Source organism: Pseudomonas xanthosomatis, assembly GCF_019139835.1.
In the GTDB taxonomy this organism is placed as follows: domain Bacteria; phylum Pseudomonadota; class Gammaproteobacteria; order Pseudomonadales; family Pseudomonadaceae; genus Aquipseudomonas; species Aquipseudomonas fakonensis.
This window is the reverse complement of sequence record NZ_CP077075.1, coordinates 1,730,952-1,753,671: the sequence shown is the minus strand read 5'-3', so window position 1 is coordinate 1,753,671 and position 22,720 is coordinate 1,730,952. Positions and strand designations below refer to the sequence as shown.

The following is a 22,720-nucleotide window of genomic DNA, read 5'->3' as shown; positions in this document are numbered from 1 at the left end:
AACAGGGGTTGGCGGGGGGGCCGGGCGGGACTAAAGTCAGAGGTCAGGCAGCCCTTTTCATCACCGGGTATTTCGGCCAGCCGGCACATTGCCAATCGGTGAGGCACGGCCATGTAGGAGCGGCTTCAGCCGCGAACACCGGCAGAGCCGGTGCCATCCACCGCGTTGTCCGCTTCGCGGCTAAAGCCGCTCCCACAGGGTTAGCGACTCATTCCTTTACTCCATACCCCTGACAATCCTCCCAACCAATCCCGCTCTGCGCCGTGTGCTGTAGCAGCCACTCCAGCGCCGGCTGCGCCTTGGGCAGGCTGTCGCGCAACTGGATCACCCCCTTGCGCCACAACAGCATCAGGGTCAGTACCCGCTGCGCCGAAGCTTCGGCGCTCAACGGCCCGTCATCCTGGGCATCGATATCCCACAGCGACACCCGCAACTGCTGGCTGGCCATGAAGCTTTCGCCATCGCTGCGCCGCTGCCCGTAGGGCGGGCGGAACAACGGCACGTACTGCTCGGGCAGGTCGGCCTGTACCTGCGCCTGGCTGCGCCGCAACGAATCCTGCCAGCCCTGCCACTGGGCGTGGGAGCGGTACTCCCAGCCCTGAATACCCACGCATTGCCCGGCATACAAGCTGGCCACCGGCCCCGCGTCGCGGCGCTGCTTGAAGCGGTTGCCGAGCACGAAGAAGATGGCCTCGAGCTTCTGCCGGCGCAGGTAGTCGGTGAGCGCGTCGGTGCTGCTGCCTTCAGGGCCCGGGCCCCCGACGAAGGTCAGCAGGAACATGCGGTCGTTCAGCTCCTCGCCATTGCGCTCGCGGCTGGAGAGTTTGTCCACCTCGCTGCTGGTCTGCGGGAACACCGCCGCCTTGCGCAACTGTTCATCCAGGTAGCGGCTGTGGAACTGATGGCTGGGCTCGACCCAGCCGGTATAGAAGGTGCCGACATCGGTGGCGAAGGTCGCCGCCTGCATGCGCAAATCGGCCATCGACGCCACCGGGTAGCAGAACGAGGCATCCTGCCAGCAACTGCGCTGGGCCTGCTGGTAGCTGGTCCACAACCGCTGCCACAGGCGCGCCCGCACCGCGCGCACCACCGGCAGGTTGACCTGCCTGAGCCCCAGGCGCGTGGCCAGGGCCTGCTCGTCGAGCATCTCGCTTTCGTGCAGCACCCGGGCGAACGACAGGATTTCCGCGCGCGAGGCCACATCGAACAGCGCCGGGCTGTCCAGCTGCTCGGGCCACAGGTTGCGGTCGAGGCTGACGAAATCCGCCGGGGCGGCCTGCACGCCAAGGCTGAGCAGCCCGGCCAGCAAGGCAGTAGCGATACGCACGATGGGCAATCTCCCTGATGAAGGCATGGCGCGCACTATAGCGCGCCGCGCCCTGATGGTCGGTGTCTATCGTCGCCATAGTTTGGCGAAGCCCGGCCAGCCCCGTAGAATCACCCGACGATTACAGGAGCCGAACCGATGCTGACGGTGATTTCCCCCGCCAAGACCCTCGACTACGACACCCCGCCGGTCACCCAACGCCACACCCTGCCGCAGTACCTGGACGACTCTCAAGAGCTGATCGTGCAGCTGCGCGAGCTGTCGCCGGCGCAAATCGCCGAGCTGATGCACCTGTCGGACAAGCTCGCCGGCCTGAACGCCGCGCGCTTCGGCAGCTGGACCCCGGACTTCACCCCCGCCAATGCCAAGCAGGCGCTGCTGGCGTTCAAGGGCGACGTGTACACCGGGCTGGACGCCGAAACCCTCAGTGAAGACGACTTCAGCTACGCCCAGAAGCACCTGCGCATGCTCTCCGGCCTGTACGGCCTGCTGCGTCCGCTGGACCTGATGCAGCCCTACCGCCTGGAGATGGGCACCAAGCTGGCCAACGCCCGCGGCAAGGATTTGTACGCCTTTTGGGGCACGCGCATCAGCGAGTGGCTGAACCAGGCCCTGGCCGAACAAGGTGACGACGTGCTGTTGAACCTGGCCAGCAACGAGTACTTCAGCGCGGTGAAAAAGAGCGCGCTCAAAGCGCGGGTGATCAACGTCGACTTCAAGGACTGGAAGAACGGCCAGTACAAGATCATCAGCTTCTACGCCAAGAAGGCCCGCGGCATGATGAGCCGCTTCGTCATCGAGCAGCGCATCAACGACCCCGAGCAGCTCAAGGGCTTTGACGTGCAGGGCTATTACTACAGCGCCGAGCAGTCCAAGCCGGACCACCTGGTGTTCTTGCGCGATCACGCCGAAGACTGACCCGCCGCAGGCTTGCGGTCGCGCACTATCCCTATAGGAGATCACCCAGCCCTTTGGGCTGCGCTGACGCGCAGAGAACAGAATTCGTAAGGGCGCCACATACCCTGTGGGAGCGGGCTTGCCCGCGAACACCGGCGAAGCCGGTGCCAGACACCGCACCGCGTCGCCTGCTTCGCGGTGGTTCGGCACCCCGACAAGCCCGCTCCCACAGGGGCCGCGGCGGGCTCGTGCCCAGTTCTCTGCGCGACAGCGCAGCCCTAGAGGGCTGTGTGATCTCCTACAGGCATCGCGCCCGGCTGCCGGCACTGTTTTTCACGGCAATAGCACCTCCCCTGCCGCCAGCCCCTCGACCTGCCCCCTTGCACCACTGCCTGCCCGATACACCACATAACCTGCGACAAGCCACGAGGCCACCGCAAACACGCCCCTCGACATCACATTCTTCATCGATCCATTCCCTCTCGACATCCCTTTTCGCATGAGCCCAGGCGCTACAGCTGCGCGCCCTGCCCACTATTTTTCGAGAAGCACACCGGGACACCCATCGGCCAGCCAGCGGTATTTCCCTTCGAGCAGCCTCCTGCACCAAACCGGGGCAAACATGCGTGCTGCGACCGGTGCAACCACCACACCAAACAAGTCAATTTTATGGCGCCAATAAACAAACATTGCGTTCCTTATTGCCGATCGCCATAAGACCGTTCGTACAAAAATTGACGGATTTTGAAAAATTTTTTTACATGCTGGCACATGAGCATCCCGCTTCGTTTTCGCCCTTTATAACCGGGGGTGAAACTAAGTAGTGCCATCAAAGTGCGAGTATTTCTGACTGAAAAAATATTTAGAAATCTTTCATCCGCGCGGAACCCACCCAGGAACTTCTGCTACGACCAATGGCTCATAGCACCCGTAACGAGTTTCAAGCGTGCAACGTGAGAGATGACTTACAGATGACAACAAGCGGGTATCCACTACCCGCACGTAAACCAGGCAGGCGCAACGGGTGATACCCGCAAGCCCTGTCGAACATGGAGAGACGCGCCCCTTTAAATCGTCCTAGTGGTTGATTTCAAAAGATTTTTTTATTTGAAAGAACAAGCACAGCAGTTCGCGAAGTGCGTTCTGCAATAAAGACGGCTGCATTTCAGGGCACGCCTTTTTAATACTGGCCTTTGACTGCCAACTTTGAGTGCATACATTTTTGCGCTCCGGATTTATTCATGCCTGCGCTCGGTGAAGTGTGCTCTCGCCATGGCACCGTGCGCCCGAAAACTGCTGGTCAATCAACCCGGTCGGCTCTTGCGAGCAAGGGCTGGCGTGATTAAACACACGAGGTGAATGCGATGCGTATCAGCATCTTTGGTTTGGGTTATGTGGGTGCAGTCTGTGCAGGTTGCCTGTCGGCACGGGGCCATGAGGTGATTGGTGTGGACGTATCCCGCACCAAGATCGACCTGATCAACCAGGGCAAGTCGCCCATCGTCGAACCGGGCCTTGAAGAACTGCTGCAGCAAGGCCTGGCCAATGGCCGCCTGCGTGGCACCACCGACTTCGCCGAAGCCATCCGCGCCAGTGACGTGTCGATGATCTGCGTGGGCACCCCAAGCAAGAAAAACGGCGACCTGGGCCTTGAGTACATCGAGTCGGTGTGCCGCGAAATCGGTTACGTACTGCGTGACACCACCCGCCGCCACACCATCGTGGTACGCAGCACCGTGCTGCCGGGCACCGTCAAGAACGTGGTCATCCCGATCCTCGAAGACTGCTCGGGCAAGAAGGCCGGCGTTGACTTCGGCGTGGCGGTGAACCCCGAGTTCCTGCGTGAAAGCACCGCGATCAAGGACTACGACCACCCGCCGATGACCGTCATCGGCGAACTGGACAGCGCCAGCGGCGACGTGCTGCAGGCCCTGTACGAAGAACTCGACGCCCCGGTGATCCGCAAGCCGATCGAAGTGGCCGAGATGATCAAGTACACCTGCAACGTGTGGCACGCCACCAAGGTGACCTTCGCCAACGAGATCGGCAACATCGCCAAGGCCGTGGGCGTGGATGGCCGCGACGTGATGGACGTGGTCTGCCAGGACAAGGTGCTCAACCTGTCGCAGTACTACATGCGCCCGGGCTTCGCCTTCGGCGGCTCGTGCCTGCCCAAGGACGTGCGCGCCCTCACCTACCGCGCCTCGAGCCTGGACGTGAAAGCGCCGCTGCTCGACTCGCTGATGCGCAGCAACGAGTCGCAGGTGCAAAACGCCTTCGACATCATCGAAAGCCACGACAAGCGCAAGGTCGCACTGCTGGGCCTGTCGTTCAAGGCCGGCACCGACGACCTGCGCGAAAGCCCCCTGGTGGAGCTTGCCGAGCGCCTGATCGGCAAGGGCTACGAGCTGAACATCTACGACCAGAACGTCGAGTACGCCCGGGTGCATGGCGCCAACAAGGAGTACATCGAGTCGAAGATCCCGCACGTCTCCTCGTTGCTCAACGCCAACTTCGAACAGGTGGTGGGCGACGCCGACATCATCGTGCTCGGCAACCGTGACGAGAAATTCCGCGCCCTGGCCCAACAGGCACCGGCCGGCAAGCAGGTGATCGACCTGGTCGGCTTCATGAGCAAGCCGACCTGCACCACCAGCCGCACCGAAGGCATCTGCTGGTAAACCCGCACGGGCGGCGCGTCCCTCCCCAGCGCGCCGCCCTGCCTACCCCGAATTCTCGACGGATGCCGAACATGCAAAGGTTCCAGACAGTGCTGCTGCAGTGCGCCGGATGGCTGCTCTACATGAGCCTGCTCATGCTGATCGCCCTGGCCCTGCCCAGCGATATCTTCGACTCGCAGTCGAAGCACTTCATCTTCCTGGTCGGCGCTGTCGGCATCTGGCGCTACTCCATGGGCGCCACCCATTTCATCCGCGGCATGATCTTCCTGTACATCGTCTACCCCTACCTGCGCCGCAAGGTGCAAAAACTGGGCAAGGCCGCCGACCCGTCCCACGTGTACCTGATGGTCACCAGCTTTCGCATCGAGGCGCTGACCACTGCCCAGGTGTACAGCTCGGTGATTCGCGAGGCCATCGACTGCGGCTACCCCACCACCGTGGTGTGCTCGCTGGTGGAGATGAGCGACGAGCTGCTGATCAAGAGCCTGTGGGCCAAATACAACCCGCCCGAGCACGTCACCCTGGACTTCGTGCGCATTGCCGGCACCGGCAAGCGCGACGGCCTGGCCTATGGCTTCCGGGCGATCTCGCGGATGATGCCGGACGACCACGCCGTGGTGGCGGTGATCGACGGCGACACCGTGCTCGCCGAAGGCGTGGTACGCAAGACCGTGCCGTGGTTCAAGCTCTACCCCAACGTCGGTGGCCTGACCACCAACGAGTTCTGCGAAGTGCGCGGCGGCTACATCATGAGCGAGTGGCACAAGCTGCGCTTCGCCCAGCGTCACATCAACATGTGCTCGATGGCTCTTAGCAAACGCGTGCTGACCATGACCGGGCGCATGTCGATGTTCCGCGCAAGCGTGGTCACCGACCCCGAGTTCATCGCCGACGTCGAAAGCGACTCGCTGATGCACTGGCGCCTGGGCCGCTTCAAGTTCCTCACCGGTGACGACAAGTCCAGCTGGTTCAGCCTGATGCGCCTGGGCTACGACACCTTCTACGTGCCGGACGCCGCCATCAACACCGTGGAGCACCCGCCCGAGAAGAGCTTCATCAAGGCCAGCCGCAAACTGATGTACCGCTGGTACGGCAACAACCTGCGGCAGAACTCCCGCGCGTTGGGCCTGGGCCTCAAGCGCCTGGGGCTGTTCACCAGCATCGTGCTGCTCGACCAGCGCGTGTCGATGTGGACCAGCCTGCTCGGCCTGACCGTGGCAATGATCGCAAGCTTCAAGTTCGGCCTGCAGTTCTTGCTGGTGTACCTGCTGTGGATCGGCATCACCCGCCTGATCCTCACCATCATGCTGCTGTGCTCGGGCCACAACGTCGGCCCCGCCTACCCGCTGATTCTCTATTACAACCAGATCGTCGGCGCGGTGATGAAGATCTACGTGTTCTTCCGCCTCGACAAGCAGTCCTGGACCCGCCAGCCCACTGCCCTCAAGCGTGACCTTGCCAGCTTTCAACAATGGTTCAACACCTGGTCCTCGCGGACCATGACCTTCTCGGCCGCGAGCATCTTCGTCGCCGTGCTGTTCATGGTCGTGTGAGCCCACCCCGGATCGGATAACAGGAACGAAATCACCATGAATACCGCCGTGAACGTCAATGTCGTGCATGAGTCCGAAGCGCAGCGTCAGCACGCCCGGGTGCGTATCCCCGCCAAGCTGCGCTACCGCGACGCCAACAACGACCCGCAGGAAGTGAAGGTCGATGACCTGTCTGCCGGCGGCCTGTCGTTCCACGCCAAAGGCGCCCTGCCGGTGGACGAGGTGATGCGCGGCCGCCTGCAGTTCGTGGTCGACAACCTCGGCCTGTCGATGGATGTGGAGTTTCTGGTGCGTACCAGCAACCCGCAAACCGGGCGTACCGGTGCCGAGTTCCAGAACCTCGAGCCACGCGACATCGCCACCCTGCGTCACATCATCACCACCCACTTGTCCGGTGAGCTGATCAGCGTCGGCGATGTGCTCAGCACCCTGCAGCGCGACAACTTCACCAAGGCGCGCAAGCAGCGCGACGCTGGCTCGGGCCTGTCGGCGTTCGGCCGCCTGCGCGCCGTCACCGTCACCGCCGGGGTGTTCGCGGTCGGCCTGGTGGCCTTCGGCTTCGTCGCCAAGTCGCTGTACGGCCTGTACTTCGTCAGCCACGCCGAAGCCGGCGTGGTGGCGGTACCTGCCACCAGCGTCACCATGCCCCGCGACGGCAGCGTGCAAAGCCTGGTCGAGAACGGCGCCACAGTCGCCAAGGGCGCACCGCTGGCGACCTTCAACACCAGCATGCTGGACTTGCTCAAGGGCCACCTGGACGACTCGCAGCTGGAGCCGGCCAAGGTCGAAGAGCTGTTCGGCAAACAGCTCTCCGGCACCCTGACCAGCCCGTGCGATTGCGTGGTTTCGCGCCAGCTGGTGGATGACGGCCAGTACGCCAGCAAAGGCCAGCCGGTGTTCACCCTGGTACCGCGCACCAGCATCCCCACCGTCGAGGCACGCTTCAGCTACCGCCAGTTCGACGAAGTGAAGCCGGGCACCCGGGTCAACTTCCAGATCGCCGGCGAAAACGACGTGCGCACCGGCCGCATCGTCGGCAGCGAAAGCCTGGACACCGACAACCTGGCCTCCGACATCCGCGTGCAGATCAAGCCTGACGAAAGCCTGCCGGCAGAGCTGGCCGGGCGCCCGGCCTCGGTCAACAGCGACCGTGGCCCGTCGCTGAACTGGCTGATCGACAAGGCCGTGGCCCGCGGGCTGTAAGAGGACCTCGTGATGAACCGCATGCAAACAAGAAGTCAGGTGGGAGCGGTATCGTTGCTGGCCCTGGCCATAACCCTGGCCGGCTGTGCCGGCCTGCCCGACCAGCGCCTGGCCAACGAGGCGCTCAAGCGCGGCGACACCGCCACCGCCGAGCAGAACTACAAGGCCCTGGCCGACCTGGGCTACAGCGACGCACAAGTGGGCCTGGCCGATATCAAGGTGGCCACCCGCGACCCGGCCAAGCTCAAGGAGGCCGAGGCCACCTACCGCGACGCCGCCGCCACCTCGCCACGCGCCCAGGCGCGCCTTGGCCGCCTGCTGGTGGCCAAGCCCAACAGCACCCAGGCCGAACGTGAAGAAGCCGAAACCCTGCTCAAGCTGGCCGCCCAGCGCGGCGAAGGCAACACCCTGATTCCGCTGGCGATGCTCTACCTGCAGTACCCGCAGAGCTTCCCCAACGTCAACGCCCAGCAGCAGATCGATAAGTGGCGCGCCGCCGGCAACCCCGAGGCGGGCCTGGCCCAGGTACTGCTGTACCGCACCCAGGGCACCTACGACCAGCACCTGGGCGAGGTGGAAAACATCTGCAAGGCCGCCCTCGCCAGCACCGACATCTGCTACGTGGAGCTGGCCACCGTCTACCAGAAGCGCGCCCAGCCCGACCAGCAGGCCGCCCTGCTAAAGCAGCTGCAATCGGCCTACGCCCGCGGCACTGTCCCCGCCAGCCGGGTCGACAGCGTCGCCCGTGTGCTTGCCGACCGCAGCCTCGGCCAGACCGACGAAAAAACCGCAAAAGAGCTGCTGGAAAAAGTCGCCCCGGCCAACCCGGCCTCGTGGGTGACCCTCGCCCAGTTGCTGTATGACTTCCCCGAGCTGGGCGACACCGACCAGCTGATGGCCTACATCGACAAGGGCCGCGAAGCCGAACAACCGCGCGCCGAGCTGCTGCTCGGCCGCCTGTACTACGAAGGCCGCACCGTGCCGGCTGACGCGCCGAAAGCCGAGCAGCACCTGCAAGCCGCGGCTGACGCCGGCGAAATCAGCGCCGACTACTACCTCGGCCAGCTCTACCGCCGTGGCTACCTGGGCAACGTGGCCCCGCAAAAGGCCGTCGACCACCTGCTGGCCGCCGCCCGCGGCGGGCAGAACAGCGCCGACTACGCCCTCGCCCAGCTGTTCAGCGAAGGCCACGGCATTCGCCCGGCGCCGACCAACGCCTGGGTGTTCGCCCAGCTGTCCCAGGCCAACCCCACGCCGCAGTCCACCGAGCTTGCCCAGCAACTCGACCAGCAACTGAGCCCTGAGCAACGCAGCCAGGCCCAGCAGTTGCTGGCGCAGGAACAGAAGGCCCGCGCCAGCCTGTTCCAGGGCGCCAACAGCACCCTGGCCCTCGAGGCCCTGCAAGACGACGAAAAAGCAGTAGACGCCGAGGACTCGCTATGACGCTCAATCCCTTCGTGAAAGCCGGCATCGGCCTGAGCTTCGCCCTGCTGTGGTCGATGCCGACCCTGGCCGCCGAGACCGCGCAGAAAAACTTCGGCCTGGACGTGAAAATCACCGGCCAGTCCGAAGACGACCGCGACCTGGGTACCCGCTCCGGCGGCGACGTCAACGGCCTGGGCCTGGACCTGCGCCCGTGGGTGTACGGCGAGCGCGGCAACTGGAGCGCCTACGCCATGGGCCAGGCGGTCACCGCCACCGACACCATCGAAACCGACACCCTGCGCCAAAACGACGACGGCACCAGCACCGACACCGCCGACGACGGGCGCAAGCAAGACAAAAGCTACCTGGCCATGCGCGAGTTCTGGGTCGGCTACAGCGGCCTGACCGCCTACCCCGGAGAGCAACTGCGCTTCGGTCGCCAGCGCCTGCGCAGCGACGACGGCATGTGGCGCGACACCAACATCGAGGCGCTGAACTGGACCTTCGACACCACCCTGCTCAAGGCCGACCTGGGCGTGGCCCAGCGCTTCAGCGAATACCGCACCGACCTGACCGAGCTGGCCCCGGAAGACAAGGACCGCACGCACATCTACGGCAACGTCGCCACGCAGTGGACCCCGGGCCACTGGGTCGGCCTGCGCGCCCACCACACCCATGACAGCGGCAGCCTGAAAAGCCCAGGCGAAACCGTCGACGCACTGGACAAGACCCGCACCGGCGACCTCACCTGGCTGGGCCTGGAAGCCAACAGCGACGCCTACAACTGGCGCAACGACCATACCGTCAATTATTGGGGCAGCGTCACCTGGCTGACCGGCGACCGCGACAAGCTCAGCACCAGCACCGTGGGCAACGACCAGGTGGCCACCGGCAAGCAGAGCGGCGACGTCAACGCCTGGGCCACCGACCTTGGCATTCGCCTGCGCCTCGACCCGCAGTGGCAGGTAGGCGCGGCCTACGCCCGCGGCAGCGGCGGCGGCGGTGATGACGGCTCGAACAACTTCGAACAGACCGGCCTTGAGAGCAACCGCTCCAACTTCACCGGTACCCGCTCACGGGTGCACCGCTTCGGCGAAGCCTTCCGTGGCGAGCTGGGCAACCTGCAGGCGGCCACCCTGTTCGCCAGCTGGCAGCTGCGCGAGGACTACGACGCAAGCTTCATCTACCACAAGTTCTGGCGCGTGGACGGCAAGCAGAACATCGGCTCCAGCGGCATCAACGCGGTGGTCGACGACGGCGGCGTGAACCGCCCGCTGATCAACGGCGAAAAAGACCTCGGCCAGGAAATGGACGTGGTGGTGACCAAGTACTTCAAGCAAGGCCTGCTGCCGGCCTCCATGAGCCAGGCGATCGACGAGCCTTCGGCCCTGGTGCGCCTGCGCGCCGGTGTGTTCAAGCCGGGCGACGCCTACGGCAAAGAAGCCGACTCGTACATGCACCGCGCCTTCGTCGACGTGATCTGGCGCTTCTGAGGCCGGGAGAGGAACCTTATGAACCTGCACCCGAACCTTCGCCACAGCCTGCTCGCCAGCGCCCTGCTGCTGGCCAGCGGCATGGTCGCCGCAGCCGAGCCTGCGGTGATCGCCAAAGAGCTGCAACAGGCCAAGACCTACACCGTGGCCAGCGCGCCGATCGAGCCGCTGCACATGGACCCGCCCAAGCTGCCTGACCTGTCCGGCTACACCGCAGAAGCGGTGGAGAAAAAGATCGACCGCCGCCACAAGGGCAAGGTCAGCGTGCGCCGCATGCTCCAGGAGGACAGCCTCAAGGAGTTCATCGGTGGCGACAACAAGGGCGCCGAGTGGGTACGCCGCCAGCACGGCATCCCCCAGGCGATCTTCATCGACGACGGCCATGTAGACCTGGTCGAGCTGAGCAAGAAGGTGCCCAAGCAATACCTGCGCGAAACCGCACCGGGCGTGTACCTGGCGCGCCTGCCGATCGTGGTCGGGCAAAAGGGCGTGCTGGAGATCGACGGCAAGGTCAAGCAACTGCGCCTGTCCGAAGAGGGCGGCTCGTTCATCGTCAACGACGGCAAGCTGTTCGTGCGTGACACGCAAGTGACCGGCTGGCGCGAACAGGCCAACGGCCCGGCCACCTTCCGCAAGCCTGACGAGTTTCGCCCGTTCCTGCTCAGCTGGGGCGGCACCGAGACCTACATCGTCAACAGCAAGATGGAAAGCTTCGGCTACTCCAAGTCCAAGTCGTACGGCGTGAGCATCTCGCAGTACACCCCGAACATGGCCAAGCAGATGGGCCGCAGCGAACCCACCGGCTGGATCGTGGGCTCCGAGTTCAGCGACATGTGGTACGGCTTCTACTGCTACGAGACCAGCGACTTCGTGGTCAAGGACTCGACCTACCGCGACAACATCGTCTACGGCATCGACCCCCACGACCGTTCGCACCGCCTGATCATCGCCGGCAACACCGTGTTCGGCACAAAAAAGAAGCACGGGATCATCGTCTCGCGTGAGGTCAACGACAGCTGGATCATCAACAACAAGAGCTACGACAACAAGCTCTCGGGCGTGGTGATCGACCGTAACAGCGTCAACAACCTGATCGCCTACAACGAGATCTACCGCAACCACACCGACGGCATCACCCTGTACGAAAGCGGCGACAACCTGATCTGGGGCAACAAGCTGATCAACAACCGCCGCCACGGCATCCGCGTGCGCAACAGCGTGAACATCCGCCTGTACGAAAACATTGCCATGGCCAACGGCCTGGTGGGGGTGTACGGGCACATCAAGGACCTCTCCGACACTGACCGCGACATCGCCCTCGACCCGTTCGACACCAAGGTGTCGCTGATCGTGGTGGGTGGCGAGCTGGCGGCCAACGGCTCCGGGCCGCTTTCGATCGACTCGCCGCTGTCGGTGGAGCTGTACAAGGTGTCCATGCTGATGCCGCGCAAGTCCAGCGGCATCAGCCTCAACGGCGTGCTTGGCGAGCGCCAGGACGAAATCCTCGACCTGCTGGTGCGCCAGCAAAAGGCTGTGCTGATCGACCCGGTCGAACGCCAGACCGAAATGATCGACTAAGGAAGCCCAGACCATGACTCCACACCTGATGAAACTGCTGGGCCTGTCCGCCGCCCTCCTGGCCATCAGCCAGGGCGTGCGCGCCGAAGACGTCGTTGCACCGACCTTCAGCGCCGAGCCCTGCTGCCAGCTGTGCCCCGAAGCCCACGACGCCAGCCGCTACACCACCCGTTACCAGCAGAACTTCACCACTCTGGTGCAAGCCCAGGGCGACTGGCTGTTCCGTACCCGCGAAGACCTGCGCACCGAGTTCGACACCACCGCGCTCGGCTACAAGCGCCTGCAGCAAGTGCACGATGCGTTCAAGAAGCGCGGCGTGGAGCTGGTAGTCGTTTACCAGCCGACCCGTGGCCTGGTGAACCGCAACATGCTCAAGCCTGAAGAAAAGGCCGCCTTCAACTATCAAAAGGCCCTGCACAACTACCAGGCCATGCTCGCCCGCTTCAGCAAGATGGGCTACAACGTGCCCGACCTGTCGCCGCTGACCAACGAACAGCTGGCCGCCGCCGACCAGGGCAAGGATTTCTACTTCCGTGGCGACCAGCACTGGACGCCGTACGGCGCCGAGCGCGCGGCAAAAATCGTGGCTGACACCGTGCACAAGATGCCGGCGTTCGAAGGTATCCCGCGCAAGGAATTCGAAACCAAGAAGTCCGGGCGCATGGGCAAGACCGGCACCCTGCACAACGTCGCAGGCCAACTGTGCGGCACCAGCTACGCGGTGCAGTACATGGACCAGTTCGCCACCGAACCCAAAGGCGCCGCCGGCGGCGACGACCTGTTCGGCGACTCGGGCAACGCCCAGATCACCCTGGTGGGCACCAGCCACAGCGGCAAGAACTACAACTTCTCGGGCTTTCTGGAGCAGTACATCGGCGCCGACGTGCTCAACGTCGCCTTCCCCGGCGGTGGCCTGGAAGGCTCGATGATCCAGTACCTGGGCAGCGAAGAGTTCCAGAACAACCCGCCGAAGATTCTGGTGTGGGAGTTCTCGCCACTGTACCGCCTCGACCAGGAAACCATCTGGCGGCAGATCCTCGCCCTGCTCGACGACGGCTGCGACGACCGCCCGGCGCAGATGACCGCCAGCGCCACCCTCAAGCCCGGCAAGAACGAGCTGATGGTCAACGGCAAGAACGGCGTGATCAAGGACCTGGTCAACCGCAACCACCAACTCGACATCAAGTTCGAGGACACCTCGGTGAAGGTGTTGCAGGCCACCCTGTGGTACCTCAACGGCCGCCACGAAGACATCAAGATCGAGAAGCCCGAAACCTCCGACACCGATGGCCGCTTTGTCTTCCAGATGCGCGAAGACGAAGACTGGGCCAGCCAGAACCTGCTGGCGCTGGAGGTGCAAGGGCCGGAAAGCGGCACCCAGAAAGTCGAAGCGAAACTGTGCAAACGCAATAACTTCGCCAGCCCCGCGCAACATACCGCGCAGGCCGGCCAGTGAGGCGACCCATGACATCGTTAAGCCGCAAGACCGCACCCGCCCTGCTCGCCCTCGCCCTGTTCGGCACGGCCGCGCAGGCCGCGCTGGTGCCGCCTCAGGGCTACTACGCCGGTATCGACAAGCTCAAGACCGGCGACGGCAACTTCAGTTGCGAGGCGGCGCCCAAGCCATACACCGGCTCGCTGCAGTTTCGCAGCAAATACGAGGGCTCCGACAAAGCCCGCGCCACCCTCAATGTGGCCTCGGAAAAGGCCTTTCGCGATTCCACCGCCGACATCACCCGGCTGGAGCGTGGCGTCAGCAAGATGGTCGGCCAGTACATGCGCGACGGCCGCCCGGCCCAACTCGACTGCGTGCTCAGCTGGCTGCAGAGCTGGGCCCAGGCCGATGCGCTGGAGTCCACCGACTACAACCACACCGGCAAATCCATGCGCAAATGGGCGCTGGGCAGCATGAGCGGTTCGTGGCTGCGCCTGAAGTTCTCCAACTCCCAGCCACTGGCCGCGCACCAGGCCCAGGCCCAGCAGATCGAGAAATGGCTGGCGCGCCTGGCCGAGCAAACCGTGCGCGACTGGAGCGACCTGCCGCTCGAGAAGATCAACAACCACAGCTACTGGGCAGCCTGGTCGGTGATGGCCACCGCCGTGGCCACTGACCGGCGCGACCTGTTCGACTGGGCCGTGAAGGAATACAAGGTCGGCGCCAACCAGGTCGACGAACAGGGCTTCTTGCCCAACGAAGTCAAACGCAAGCAGCGCGCCCTGGCCTACCACAACTACGCCCTGCCGCCGCTGGCGATGATCGCAAGCTTTGCCCAGGCCAACGGTGTGGACCTGCGCGCCGAGAACAACTTCGCCCTGCAACGCCTGGGTGAAGGCGTGCTGGCCGGCGCCCGCGACCCGATCCAGTTCAGCAAGCGCGCCGGGGTCAAGCAGGACCTGCATGACCTGAAAGTCGAGAGCAAGTACGCCTGGCTCGAACCCTGGTGCGCGCTGTACCACTGCGTGGGTGACAGCCTTGAGCGCAAGCATGAAATGCAGCCGTTCAACAGCTTCAGGCTGGGCGGCGATGTGACCCGGGTCTACGACCCGAGCGCCGAGCAGAAGAAGAAGTAAGGCAAGACCTGATGGCCACAGAAACCCTGTGGGAGCGGGCTTGCCCGCGAAAGCGACCGATCTGGCAACGCTGCTGCTGCGACTGACGCGTTCGCGGGCAAGCCCGCTCCCACAGCAGATCAGGTGGCCACGGAATAACTAGGTGACCTTCCACATTTTTTGTGGGGGGTTTGGGGGGCGCTGTGCCCTGAGTGCTGTGCATAACTAGGAGAACCGGGATGGTCTTCTCGTCCAACGTGTTCCTGTTCCTGTTCCTGCCGGTTTTCCTCGGCTTGTACTACATAAGCGGGAACCGCTACCGCAACCTGCTGCTGCTGGTTGCCAGCTACATCTTCTACGCCTGGTGGCGGGTGGACTTCCTCGCCCTGTTCGCCGGGGTCACCCTGTGGAACTACTGGATCGGCCTTAAGGTGGGCGCCGCCGGCGTACGCACCAAGCCCGCGCAGCGCTGGCTGCTGCTGGGGGTGGGCGTCGACCTGTGCATTCTCGGCTACTTCAAGTACGCCAACTTCGGGGTCGACAGCCTCAACGCGATCATGACCTCGATGGGCCTGGAGCCGTTCATCCTCACCCACGTGCTGCTGCCGATCGGTATCTCGTTCTACATCTTCGAGTCGATCAGCTACATCATCGACGTGTACCGCGGCGACACTCCGGCCACCCGCAACCTGATCGACTTTGCCGCGTTCGTGGCGATCTTCCCGCACCTGATCGCCGGCCCCGTGCTGCGCTTCAAGGACCTGGTCGACCAGTTCAACAACCGCACCCACACCCTGGACAAGTTCTCCGAAGGCTGCACCCGCTTCATGCAGGGCTTCATCAAGAAAGTGTTCATCGCCGACACCCTGGCGGTGGTCGCCGACCACTGCTTCGCCCTGCAAAACCCCACCACCGGTGACGCCTGGCTGGGCGCGCTGGCCTACACCGCGCAGCTGTACTTCGATTTTTCCGGCTACAGCGACATGGCCATCGGCCTTGGCCTGATGATGGGCTTCCGCTTCATGGAAAACTTCAAGCAGCCATACATCAGCCAGTCGATCACCGAGTTCTGGCGCCGTTGGCACATCAGCCTGTCGACCTGGCTGCGCGACTACCTGTACATCACCCTGGGCGGCAACCGCAAAGGCACCTTCAACACCTACCGCAACCTGTTCCTGACCATGCTGCTGGGCGGGCTGTGGCACGGCGCCAACTTCACCTACATCATCTGGGGCGCCTGGCACGGCCTGTGGCTGGCCATCGAGCGGGCGCTGGGCCTGGACACCAACCCGCAGCGCTTCAACCCGGTGAAATGGGCCTTCACCTTCCTGCTGGTGGTGGTCGGCTGGGTGATCTTCCGCGCCGAAAACCTGCACGTGGCCGCGCGCATGTACGGCGCCATGTTCAGCTTCGGCGACTGGCAGCTGTCGGAAATCAACAGCGCCCAACTCACCGGCCTGCAGGTAGCCACGCTGATCGTCGCCTACCTGACCCTTGCGTTCTTCGGCCTGCGCGACTTCTACCGCAACGCCACCCCGGCACAAGCGCCACGCACCCCGGTGCAAATCAATACCGACGGCTCGATCGGCCTGGACTGGACCCGGGTGATGACCCGCGCCCTGGTGCTGCTGCTGTTCGTCGCCTCGGTGCTCAAGCTCTCGGCGCAGAGCTACTCACCGTTCCTGTACTTCCAGTTCTGAGGCATCGATCATGAACCGGACACTTCGCATCACCTATTCGCTGTCGTTCATGGGCCTGCTGGTAGGCCTGGGCGTCTGGTCGGTCGGCGGGCTGGAAAGCTTCAACCGCACCGAACAGATGACCCTGCTCGACGGCAAGCTGGCCAAGGCCGCCGAAACCCACTACGACGAGCAGTTCCCGATCAAGCGCATCGGTACCAACCTGTGGGCCGCGCTGGACTTCAAACTGTTCAACGAAGGCCGCCCGGGCGTGGTACTGGGCCGCGACCAGTGGCTGTTCACCGACGAGGAGTTCAACCCCACCGCCGGCGCCCAGCAGCAGATGCAGGACAACCTGGCGCTGGTGCGCGGCGTGCGCGATGCGCTGCAGCGCCAGGGCGTGCAACTGGTGCTGGCGATCGTGCCGGCCAAGGCGCGGTTGTACGCCGAGTACATCGGCAAAGAGACCCCGGCCAGCCTGCACGACGACCTGTTCAACCAGTTCCACGCCCAGGTGCGCCAGGCCAACGTGCTGGCCCCCGACCTGCTGGCGCCACTGGAGCAGGCCAAGGCCCGTGGCCAGGTGTTCCTGCGCACCGACACCCACTGGACGCCGATGGGCGCCGAGGTGGTGGCCCAGGCCGTGGCCGAGGCAGTCAGCCGCCAGCGACTGCTCAGCGGCGAGCCGCAGCAGTTCATCACCGAGGCCGGCGCCAGCGCGCCGTACAAGGGTGACCTGACCAACTTCCTGCCGCTCGACCCACTGTTCAGCAACCTGCTGCCGACCCCGGACACCCTGCAGCAGCGCAGCACCCACCCGGTGCAGGCCGAAGGCGAAAGCGGCGGCGACGCGCTGTTCGACGACAGCCAGATCCCGGTGGCGCTGGTGGGCACCAGCTACAGCGCCAACCCGCACTGGAACTTCCTCGGCGCGCTGCAACAAGCCCTGCGCAGCGACGTTGCCAACTACGCCGAAGACGGCCATGGCCCGCTGTTGCCGATGCTCAAGTACCTGCAAAGCGACGCCTTCAAAGACGCCCCGCCACAGGTGGTGGTGTGGGAATTCCCCGAACGCTATCTGCCGATGAAAAACGACCTCAGCAGCTTCGACCCGCAGTGGATCGCGCAGCTGAAGAACTCCCGCAAATCCGAAGAAAACCTGGCCTTGTCGTCCAACCGGACGGACCACTGATAGAGAGGAACACGCACATGACTAGCAAAACCAAAATTGCCAAAGCCCTCACCCTCGCGGCCGGCCTGACCCTGGCTTCGATGCAGGCCTTCGCCGGCGCCGACGCCGCCCTGTATGGCCCAAGCGCACCCAAAGGCTCGACCTTCGTGCGCCTGTATAACGCCACAAGCGCCCCGACCGCAGCCTCGGTGGGCAACACCCAGATCAAGCAGGTCGGCGCCCAGGCCAGCAGCGACTTCAGCTTCCTGCCAGGCGGTGACTACACAGCCCAGGTGGGCGGCAAGAGCGTGCCGGTGAAGCTGGCCGCCGACAAGTACTACACCCTGGTCAACAACGCAGGCGGCAACCCGCAACTGATCGAAGAGCCGCCGTTCAAGAACAAGCAGAAAGCCCTGGTGCGCGTGCAGAACCTGAGCGACCAGCAACTGACCCTGAAAACCGCCGACGGCAAGACCGAAGTGGTCAAGCCGGTGGCCGCCAAGGGCCGTGGCGAACGTGAAATCAATCCGGTCAAGGTCAACCTTGCCCTGTATGCAGGCGACAAGAAAGTCGGCGACGTCAAACCCGTCGCCCTGGAGCGCGGCGAAGCGGCCGTGCTGTATGTCACCGGTTCCGGCAACAGCCTGTCGCCGGTGTGGGTAACTCGCCCCGTGGCTAGCAACTGATCCCCCTGCCTCTTAAAAACTATTGGAGAAACATGATGATCCCGGTAATTCTTTCTGGTGGTAGCGGTTCGCGTCTGTGGCCTTTGTCGCGCAAGCAGTTCCCCAAGCAGTTCCTGGCACTGACCGGCGAACACACGCTGTTCCAGCAAACCATCGAGCGCCTGGTGTTCGAAGGCATGGACACCCCCATCGTGGTCTGCAACAAGGACCACAAGTTCATCGTCCAGGAGCAGCTGGGCGCCCTGAACCTTGAAACCCAGGCCATCCTCATGGAGCCGTTCGGGCGCAACACCGCCCCTGCGGTGGCGATGACCGCCATGAAGCTGGTCAACGAAGGCCGTGACGAGCTGATGCTGGTTCTGCCGGCCGACCACGTGATCGAGGACCAAAAAGCCCTGCAACGCGCCCTGGCCCTGGCCACCGTGGCCGCCGAGCGTGGCGAGATGGTGCTGTTCGGCGTGCCGGCGACCAAGCCTGAAACCGGCTACGGCTACATTCGCTCCAGCCAGGACGCGCTGCTGCCCGAAGGCGTGGCGCGGGTTGCGCAGTTCGTCGAAAAGCCTGACGAAAAACGCGCCAACGAGTTCGTCCGCGCCGGCGGTTACTTCTGGAACAGCGGCATGTTCCTGTTCCGCGCCAGCCGCTTCCTCGAAGAGCTGAAAAAGCACGACCCGGACATCTATGACACCTGCCTGCTGGCCCTGGAGCGCAGCGACGAAGAGGCCGATGTGCTGAGCATCGACGAAGCCACCTTCGCCTGCTGCCCGGACAACTCCATCGACTACGCGGTGATGGAAAAGACCCAGCGCGCCTGCGTGGTGCCGCTGTCGGCCGGCTGGAGCGACGTGGGCTGCTGGTCGTCGCTGTGGGACGTGCACGAAAAAGACGACAACGGCAACGTCACCAAGGGCGATGTGGTGGTGCAGGACAGCCACAACTGCATGATCCACGGCAACGGCAAGCTGGTGTCGGTGATCGGCCTTGAGAACATCGTGGTGGTCGAAACCAAGGACGCCATGATGATCGCCCACAAGGACAAGGTTCAGGGGGTCAAGCAACTGGTCAACACCCTCGATGCGCAGGGCCGGACCGAAACCCAGAACCACCTTGAGGTGTACCGCCCGTGGGGTTCGTACGACTCGGTGGACATGGGCGGGCGTTTCCAGGTCAAGCACATCACCGTCAAGCCCGGTGCTGCGCTGTCGCTGCAGATGCACCACCACCGCGCCGAGCACTGGATCGTGGTGTCCGGCACCGCTGAAGTAACCTGCGACGAGAACGTGTTCCTGCTCACAGAGAACCAGTCCACCTACATCCCGATCGCCTCGGTGCACCGCCTGCGCAACCCGGGCAAGATCCCGCTGGAGATCATCGAGGTGCAGTCCGGCAGCTACCTGGGCGAGGATGACATCGAGCGCTTCGAGGATGTCTATGGCCGTACCTCCACCCCGGTGGAGCGTGGGGTTTCGGTAAAGACCATCGCGCAGTAACCGCTTAGGGCCCTATCGCCGGCAAGCCGGCTCCTGTAGGAGCCGGCTTGCCGGCGATGCTTTTGAGCCCCACCCCATTTCCCGCTAGGATGATCGAACCCCCGCCACCAAGGCCTGCCCACCATGATCATCGGCGCTCTGCTCATCCTGACCTGGCTGGTCCTGCTGCTGCGCTACCCGGCCAAGGCATTGCCAATCTCGCTGGCGGCCGTGTGCGGCCTGGGGCTGGTGGCGCTGGGGGTGGTCTGGCAGGACACCCGCGAAGCCTCGCAACTGGCCCGCCTGGACATCCGCCTGAGCTACGCCCCCGACCAGTGCCCCGCCGACCGCGCGCTGCAGGTACGCATGAAAAACGGCAACAAGGCGCCGCTCACCGAGCTGCGCTGGCGCGTGGCGGCCTATGCCCCCGGCGACACCGTGAACCTGGCCGAGAACACCTACGCCGCGCCGCGCTACCGGGGCCCCGGCGAATTGCAGCCGGGCCGCGAGTGGAGCGACTGCCTGCCGCTGCCGCCGCTGCGCTCGGGGTACCGGCCGCAAACCCTGGAGTTTCGTGCCGAGCACCTGCAAGGTACATTCGCCAACTAATGTATTGCCTGTACTGGCCTCTTCGCGGGCAAGCCCGCTCCCACAGGACTGCGCAATCCCTGTAGGAGCGGGCTTGCCCGCGAAGAGGCCAGCACAGCCAACATCAAAACCTCCAGACAACAGGCCCCCTCCATGCCCACCGTCCTCATCACCGGTTGTTCCAGCGGCATCGGCCGCGCCCTGGCCGACACCTTCCGCGATGCCGGCCACGATGTATGGGCCACCGCCCGCAAGCAGCAGGATGTCGAACAGCTGAACGCCGCCGGCTTCACCGCCCGGCAACTGGACGTCAACGATGCCGACGCCCTGACCCGCCTGGCCGAAGAACTGCCGCAACTGGACATGCTCATCAACAACGCCGGCTACGGCGCCATGGGCCCGCTGCTGGACGGCGGCGTCGACGCCATGCGCCAGCAGTTCGAAACCAACGTGTTCGCCGTGGTCGGCGTAACCCGCGCGCTGTTCCCGCTGCTGCGTCGCTCGCGCGGGCTGGTGGTGAACATCGGCAGCGTCTCCGGCGTGCTGGTAACCCCGTTCGCCGGCGCCTACTGCGCCTCGAAAGCCGCCGTACATGGCCTGTGTGACGCCCTGCGCCTGGAACTGGCGCCGTTCGGCATCCGCGTGATGGAAGTGCAGCCCGGCGCCATCGCCTCGCAGTTCGCCAGCAACGCCCAGCAGCAAGCCGAGCAGGTGCTGGCCGCCGATTCGCCGTGGTGGCCGCTGCGCGAGCAGGTACAGGCCCGCGCCCGCGCCTCGCAAGACCGCCCCACCCCGGCAGCGGTGTTCGCCCAAGGGTTGCTGGCCGCCACGCGCAAGTCGCCGGTGCCGGCACTGGTGCGTATCGGCAATGGCAGCACCGCCCTGCCGCTGATGGCACGGCTGCTGCCGCAGCGCTTGCTCGACTGGGTGCTGCGCAAGCGCTTTGGCTTGTTGCGCCCGCTTTGAGCCAGGTGTGTAAGCCGCTCCCTGATATCAAAATGCCTTGCCCCAGGTTTACCATGGTTTGATCCGGCCCACGGGGGGCCGCCCCGACGAAAAGGACTTTCGGCCATGGCAAAACCCGCTGCCCGCGTCAGTGACACCCACAGTTGCCCGATTCCCGGCCACGTCCCCAACCCGATTGCCGCCGGCTCCGGCGACGTGATCGCCGAGGGCATGCCGGTGGCCACCGTCGGCCATGCCTGCGCCTGCGGCGGCGCGATCACCCAGGGCATGCCCACGGTGTTCGTCAACGGCCAGCCGGTGGCCTACCTTGGCAGCCCCACCAGCCATGGTGGCAGCATCATCAGCGGCGCCGGCACGGTATTGGTCGGCAGCACCGTCACCCCTGCCCCGTTCAGTGGCCTGGCGCCGATGCCCAGGCACTTCAACGAACACTTCGCCCTGCAGTGCGCCGACACCGGCGAACCCCTGGCCGGGCGCGCCTACACCCTGACCACCGCCTCCGGCCGGGTGCTCAAGGGCATCACCGACAGCAAAGGCCGCACCCAGACCATCGGCTCTTCGCAAGCGCAAGCCGTGCACCTGGAATTCGAACCGCAAACGGAAGTGGTACTCGCCTAAGGACCCGGCATGGCAAGCCCGTTACCGGGAAATTCAGGAAGCCCGATATTTTCTGGTCACCAATGGCAGCTTCGCAAAATACCGTGAACTACAGAAAAAAGGCGGAGATTTTCGTGTGTTTTCGGATATCTATTACAAGCCACTGGCGTCTCCCGTCACTATCAAGGTCAAATAATGAAACGTCTCAGTCGCCCCCAGAAAGCCGTCGCCCTGATTGCCGGCTTTCTGCTCGTGCTGATAGCCGAGGCTATTCGGCAGACACAGCTTGAACCTTGGATCGAGACAATCAGCCCATCAGGAAAATACAGGCTCGAAAACGTAAAAGTTGGCGGCCCACTGTTCATTGCCAGTGCCAAGGGCTACCTGCGCGTGGTCAACATCAATGACCCCAAGGAGGTCTATCGGTCGCCACTCTACGATTGGGAATCGGTAGACATGGGTAGCCGTGAGTATGAAGACGGGGTGGGTATTCGATGGCTCACGTTCCACAAAGAAAAGAAAGACTTTGATATCGCGATGCCTGACTGGCAGGAGAGTTGGCAGAATTTATTCATCAGCAACACGCCGTACACCGTTTTTCCAAACTGATTGGCTTTTGCCGCTCAGCCAGACCTGGAGCACCGCATGAAGAAAAATCCGGGTCGGCTGCCACACTGGGGAGGGCCGCAATGGCGAGAGCTCTGGCAGAACCTGTTCATCAGCAATACGCCATACACGATCTTCGACAACGACTGAACGTTTGTCGGAACCAGCTTGCTGGCGATCACCGGCAACGCCGGTGCCAGGCTAGCGGGCTGTGTTGCCTGGGCTGGCCTCATCGCCGGCAAGCCGGCTCT

The 22,720-nt window shown here is 64.0% G+C and carries 19 protein-coding genes; 18 read left to right on the top strand and 1 reads right to left on the bottom strand.

Annotated elements, in window-relative coordinates; genetic code table 11:
• Nucleotides 1-208: 208 nt before the first annotated feature.
• Nucleotides 209-1,327, bottom strand: coding sequence for a polysaccharide deacetylase family protein (locus tag KSS93_RS07800; RefSeq protein ID WP_217887801.1), 1,119 nt, complete (start codon nucleotides 1,325-1,327; stop codon nucleotides 209-211).
• A gap of 138 nt (nucleotides 1,328-1,465) precedes the next feature.
• On the opposite strand from KSS93_RS07800, the gene yaaA reads away from it, so the two are divergent.
• From yaaA to KSS93_RS07715, 18 genes are all read left to right on the top strand, one after another.
• A complete protein-coding gene (yaaA, locus tag KSS93_RS07795) occupies nucleotides 1,466-2,245 on the top strand; it encodes a peroxide stress protein YaaA (protein ID WP_217887800.1) in 780 nt (259 codons plus the stop codon).
• Nucleotides 2,246-3,588: 1,343 nt separating this feature from the next.
• Nucleotides 3,589-4,905: a nucleotide sugar dehydrogenase gene (locus KSS93_RS07790; RefSeq protein WP_217841867.1), complete on the top strand. Its 1,317-nt coding sequence runs from the start codon at nucleotides 3,589-3,591 to the stop codon at nucleotides 4,903-4,905.
• A 71-nt stretch (nucleotides 4,906-4,976) separates the two neighbouring features.
• Nucleotides 4,977-6,458, top strand: coding sequence for a glycosyltransferase family 2 protein (locus KSS93_RS07785; protein WP_217887799.1), 1,482 nt, complete (start codon nucleotides 4,977-4,979; stop codon nucleotides 6,456-6,458).
• Between the two features lie 36 nt (nucleotides 6,459-6,494).
• Nucleotides 6,495-7,661 (top strand): alginate biosynthesis protein Alg44, encoded by a 1,167-nt coding sequence (locus tag KSS93_RS07780; protein ID WP_217887798.1) that lies wholly within the window; start codon nucleotides 6,495-6,497, stop codon nucleotides 7,659-7,661.
• 21 nt (nucleotides 7,662-7,682) lie between these two features.
• On the top strand, nucleotides 7,683-9,104 hold the full coding sequence (gene algK / locus KSS93_RS07775) for an alginate biosynthesis TPR repeat lipoprotein AlgK (RefSeq protein WP_217888696.1): 1,422 nt from the start codon (nucleotides 7,683-7,685) through the stop codon (nucleotides 9,102-9,104).
• Complete coding sequence (locus KSS93_RS07770; RefSeq protein WP_217887797.1) at nucleotides 9,101-10,579, top strand: alginate export family protein; 1,479 nt, start codon at nucleotides 9,101-9,103, stop codon at nucleotides 10,577-10,579. Before algK ends, KSS93_RS07770 begins: the two co-directional genes overlap by 4 nt.
• An 18-nt stretch (nucleotides 10,580-10,597) precedes the next feature.
• Nucleotides 10,598-12,157, top strand: a complete 1,560-nt coding sequence (gene algG, locus KSS93_RS07765) for a mannuronan 5-epimerase AlgG (RefSeq protein WP_217887796.1) — start codon at nucleotides 10,598-10,600, stop codon at nucleotides 12,155-12,157.
• Nucleotides 12,158-12,170: 13 nt separating this feature from the next.
• Nucleotides 12,171-13,613 carry an alginate O-acetyltransferase gene (locus tag KSS93_RS07760; RefSeq protein ID WP_217887795.1) on the top strand — a complete coding sequence of 481 codons (1,443 nt, stop codon included), beginning with the start codon at nucleotides 12,171-12,173 and terminating at the stop codon, nucleotides 13,611-13,613.
• A gap of 8 nt (nucleotides 13,614-13,621) precedes the next feature.
• The gene (locus tag KSS93_RS07755) at nucleotides 13,622-14,728 is read left to right on the top strand and encodes a mannuronate-specific alginate lyase (protein WP_217887794.1); all 1,107 of its coding nucleotides are present in this window, start codon (nucleotides 13,622-13,624) and stop codon (nucleotides 14,726-14,728) included.
• 218 nt (nucleotides 14,729-14,946) lie between these two features.
• Nucleotides 14,947-16,407: an MBOAT family O-acyltransferase gene (locus KSS93_RS07750; protein WP_217887793.1), complete on the top strand. Its 1,461-nt coding sequence runs from the start codon at nucleotides 14,947-14,949 to the stop codon at nucleotides 16,405-16,407.
• Nucleotides 16,408-16,417: 10 nt separating this feature from the next.
• Nucleotides 16,418-17,578, top strand: coding sequence for an alginate O-acetyltransferase (locus KSS93_RS07745; protein ID WP_217887792.1), 1,161 nt, complete (start codon nucleotides 16,418-16,420; stop codon nucleotides 17,576-17,578).
• A gap of 17 nt (nucleotides 17,579-17,595) precedes the next feature.
• Complete coding sequence (locus tag KSS93_RS07740; RefSeq protein WP_217887791.1) at nucleotides 17,596-18,243, top strand: alginate O-acetyltransferase AlgF; 648 nt, start codon at nucleotides 17,596-17,598, stop codon at nucleotides 18,241-18,243.
• A gap of 35 nt (nucleotides 18,244-18,278) precedes the next feature.
• Nucleotides 18,279-19,733 (top strand): mannose-1-phosphate guanylyltransferase/mannose-6-phosphate isomerase, encoded by a 1,455-nt coding sequence (locus tag KSS93_RS07735; protein WP_217888695.1) that lies wholly within the window; start codon nucleotides 18,279-18,281, stop codon nucleotides 19,731-19,733.
• Between the two features lie 123 nt (nucleotides 19,734-19,856).
• Nucleotides 19,857-20,321: a multidrug transporter gene (locus KSS93_RS07730; RefSeq protein WP_217887790.1), complete on the top strand. Its 465-nt coding sequence runs from the start codon at nucleotides 19,857-19,859 to the stop codon at nucleotides 20,319-20,321.
• 132 nt (nucleotides 20,322-20,453) lie between these two features.
• Entirely contained in the window at nucleotides 20,454-21,266 is an 813-nt protein-coding gene (locus tag KSS93_RS07725; RefSeq protein ID WP_217887789.1) for an SDR family oxidoreductase, read from the top strand.
• 105 nt (nucleotides 21,267-21,371) lie between these two features.
• Complete coding sequence (locus tag KSS93_RS07720) at nucleotides 21,372-21,884, top strand: PAAR domain-containing protein (RefSeq protein WP_217887788.1); 513 nt, start codon at nucleotides 21,372-21,374, stop codon at nucleotides 21,882-21,884.
• Between the two features lie 31 nt (nucleotides 21,885-21,915).
• A complete protein-coding gene (locus tag KSS93_RS26780) occupies nucleotides 21,916-22,059 on the top strand; it encodes a DUF6402 family protein (RefSeq protein ID WP_225917358.1) in 144 nt (47 codons plus the stop codon).
• Nucleotides 22,059-22,472: a hypothetical protein gene (locus KSS93_RS07715; protein WP_217887787.1), complete on the top strand. Its 414-nt coding sequence runs from the start codon at nucleotides 22,059-22,061 to the stop codon at nucleotides 22,470-22,472. Before KSS93_RS26780 ends, KSS93_RS07715 begins: the two co-directional genes overlap by 1 nt.
• Nucleotides 22,473-22,720: the final 248 nt, after the last annotated feature.

Bases quoted from the DNA above. Each gene is read 5' to 3' on its own strand.
- KSS93_RS07725 (WP_217887789.1), top strand. From the start codon at position 20,454: ATGCCCACCGTCCTCATCACCGGTTGTTCCAGCGGCATCGGCCGCGCC.
- algG (WP_217887796.1), top strand. From the start codon at position 10,598: ATGAACCTGCACCCGAACCTTCGCCACAGCCTGCTCGCCAGCGCCCTG.
- KSS93_RS07780 (WP_217887798.1), top strand. From the start codon at position 6,495: ATGAATACCGCCGTGAACGTCAATGTCGTGCATGAGTCCGAAGCGCAG.
- KSS93_RS07715 (WP_217887787.1), top strand. From the start codon at position 22,059: ATGAAACGTCTCAGTCGCCCCCAGAAAGCCGTCGCCCTGATTGCCGGC.
- KSS93_RS07720 (WP_217887788.1), top strand. From the start codon at position 21,372: ATGGCAAAACCCGCTGCCCGCGTCAGTGACACCCACAGTTGCCCGATT.
- KSS93_RS07730 (WP_217887790.1), top strand. From the start codon at position 19,857: ATGATCATCGGCGCTCTGCTCATCCTGACCTGGCTGGTCCTGCTGCTG.
- KSS93_RS07790 (WP_217841867.1), top strand. From the start codon at position 3,589: ATGCGTATCAGCATCTTTGGTTTGGGTTATGTGGGTGCAGTCTGTGCA.
- KSS93_RS07760 (WP_217887795.1), top strand. From the start codon at position 12,171: ATGACTCCACACCTGATGAAACTGCTGGGCCTGTCCGCCGCCCTCCTG.
- KSS93_RS07785 (WP_217887799.1), top strand. From the start codon at position 4,977: ATGCAAAGGTTCCAGACAGTGCTGCTGCAGTGCGCCGGATGGCTGCTC.
- KSS93_RS07740 (WP_217887791.1), top strand. From the start codon at position 17,596: ATGACTAGCAAAACCAAAATTGCCAAAGCCCTCACCCTCGCGGCCGGC.
- algK (WP_217888696.1), top strand. From the start codon at position 7,683: ATGCAAACAAGAAGTCAGGTGGGAGCGGTATCGTTGCTGGCCCTGGCC.
- KSS93_RS07755 (WP_217887794.1), top strand. From the start codon at position 13,622: ATGACATCGTTAAGCCGCAAGACCGCACCCGCCCTGCTCGCCCTCGCC.
- yaaA (WP_217887800.1), top strand. From the start codon at position 1,466: ATGCTGACGGTGATTTCCCCCGCCAAGACCCTCGACTACGACACCCCG.
- KSS93_RS07770 (WP_217887797.1), top strand. From the start codon at position 9,101: ATGACGCTCAATCCCTTCGTGAAAGCCGGCATCGGCCTGAGCTTCGCC.
- KSS93_RS07735 (WP_217888695.1), top strand. From the start codon at position 18,279: ATGATCCCGGTAATTCTTTCTGGTGGTAGCGGTTCGCGTCTGTGGCCT.
- KSS93_RS07750 (WP_217887793.1), top strand. From the start codon at position 14,947: ATGGTCTTCTCGTCCAACGTGTTCCTGTTCCTGTTCCTGCCGGTTTTC.
- KSS93_RS07745 (WP_217887792.1), top strand. From the start codon at position 16,418: ATGAACCGGACACTTCGCATCACCTATTCGCTGTCGTTCATGGGCCTG.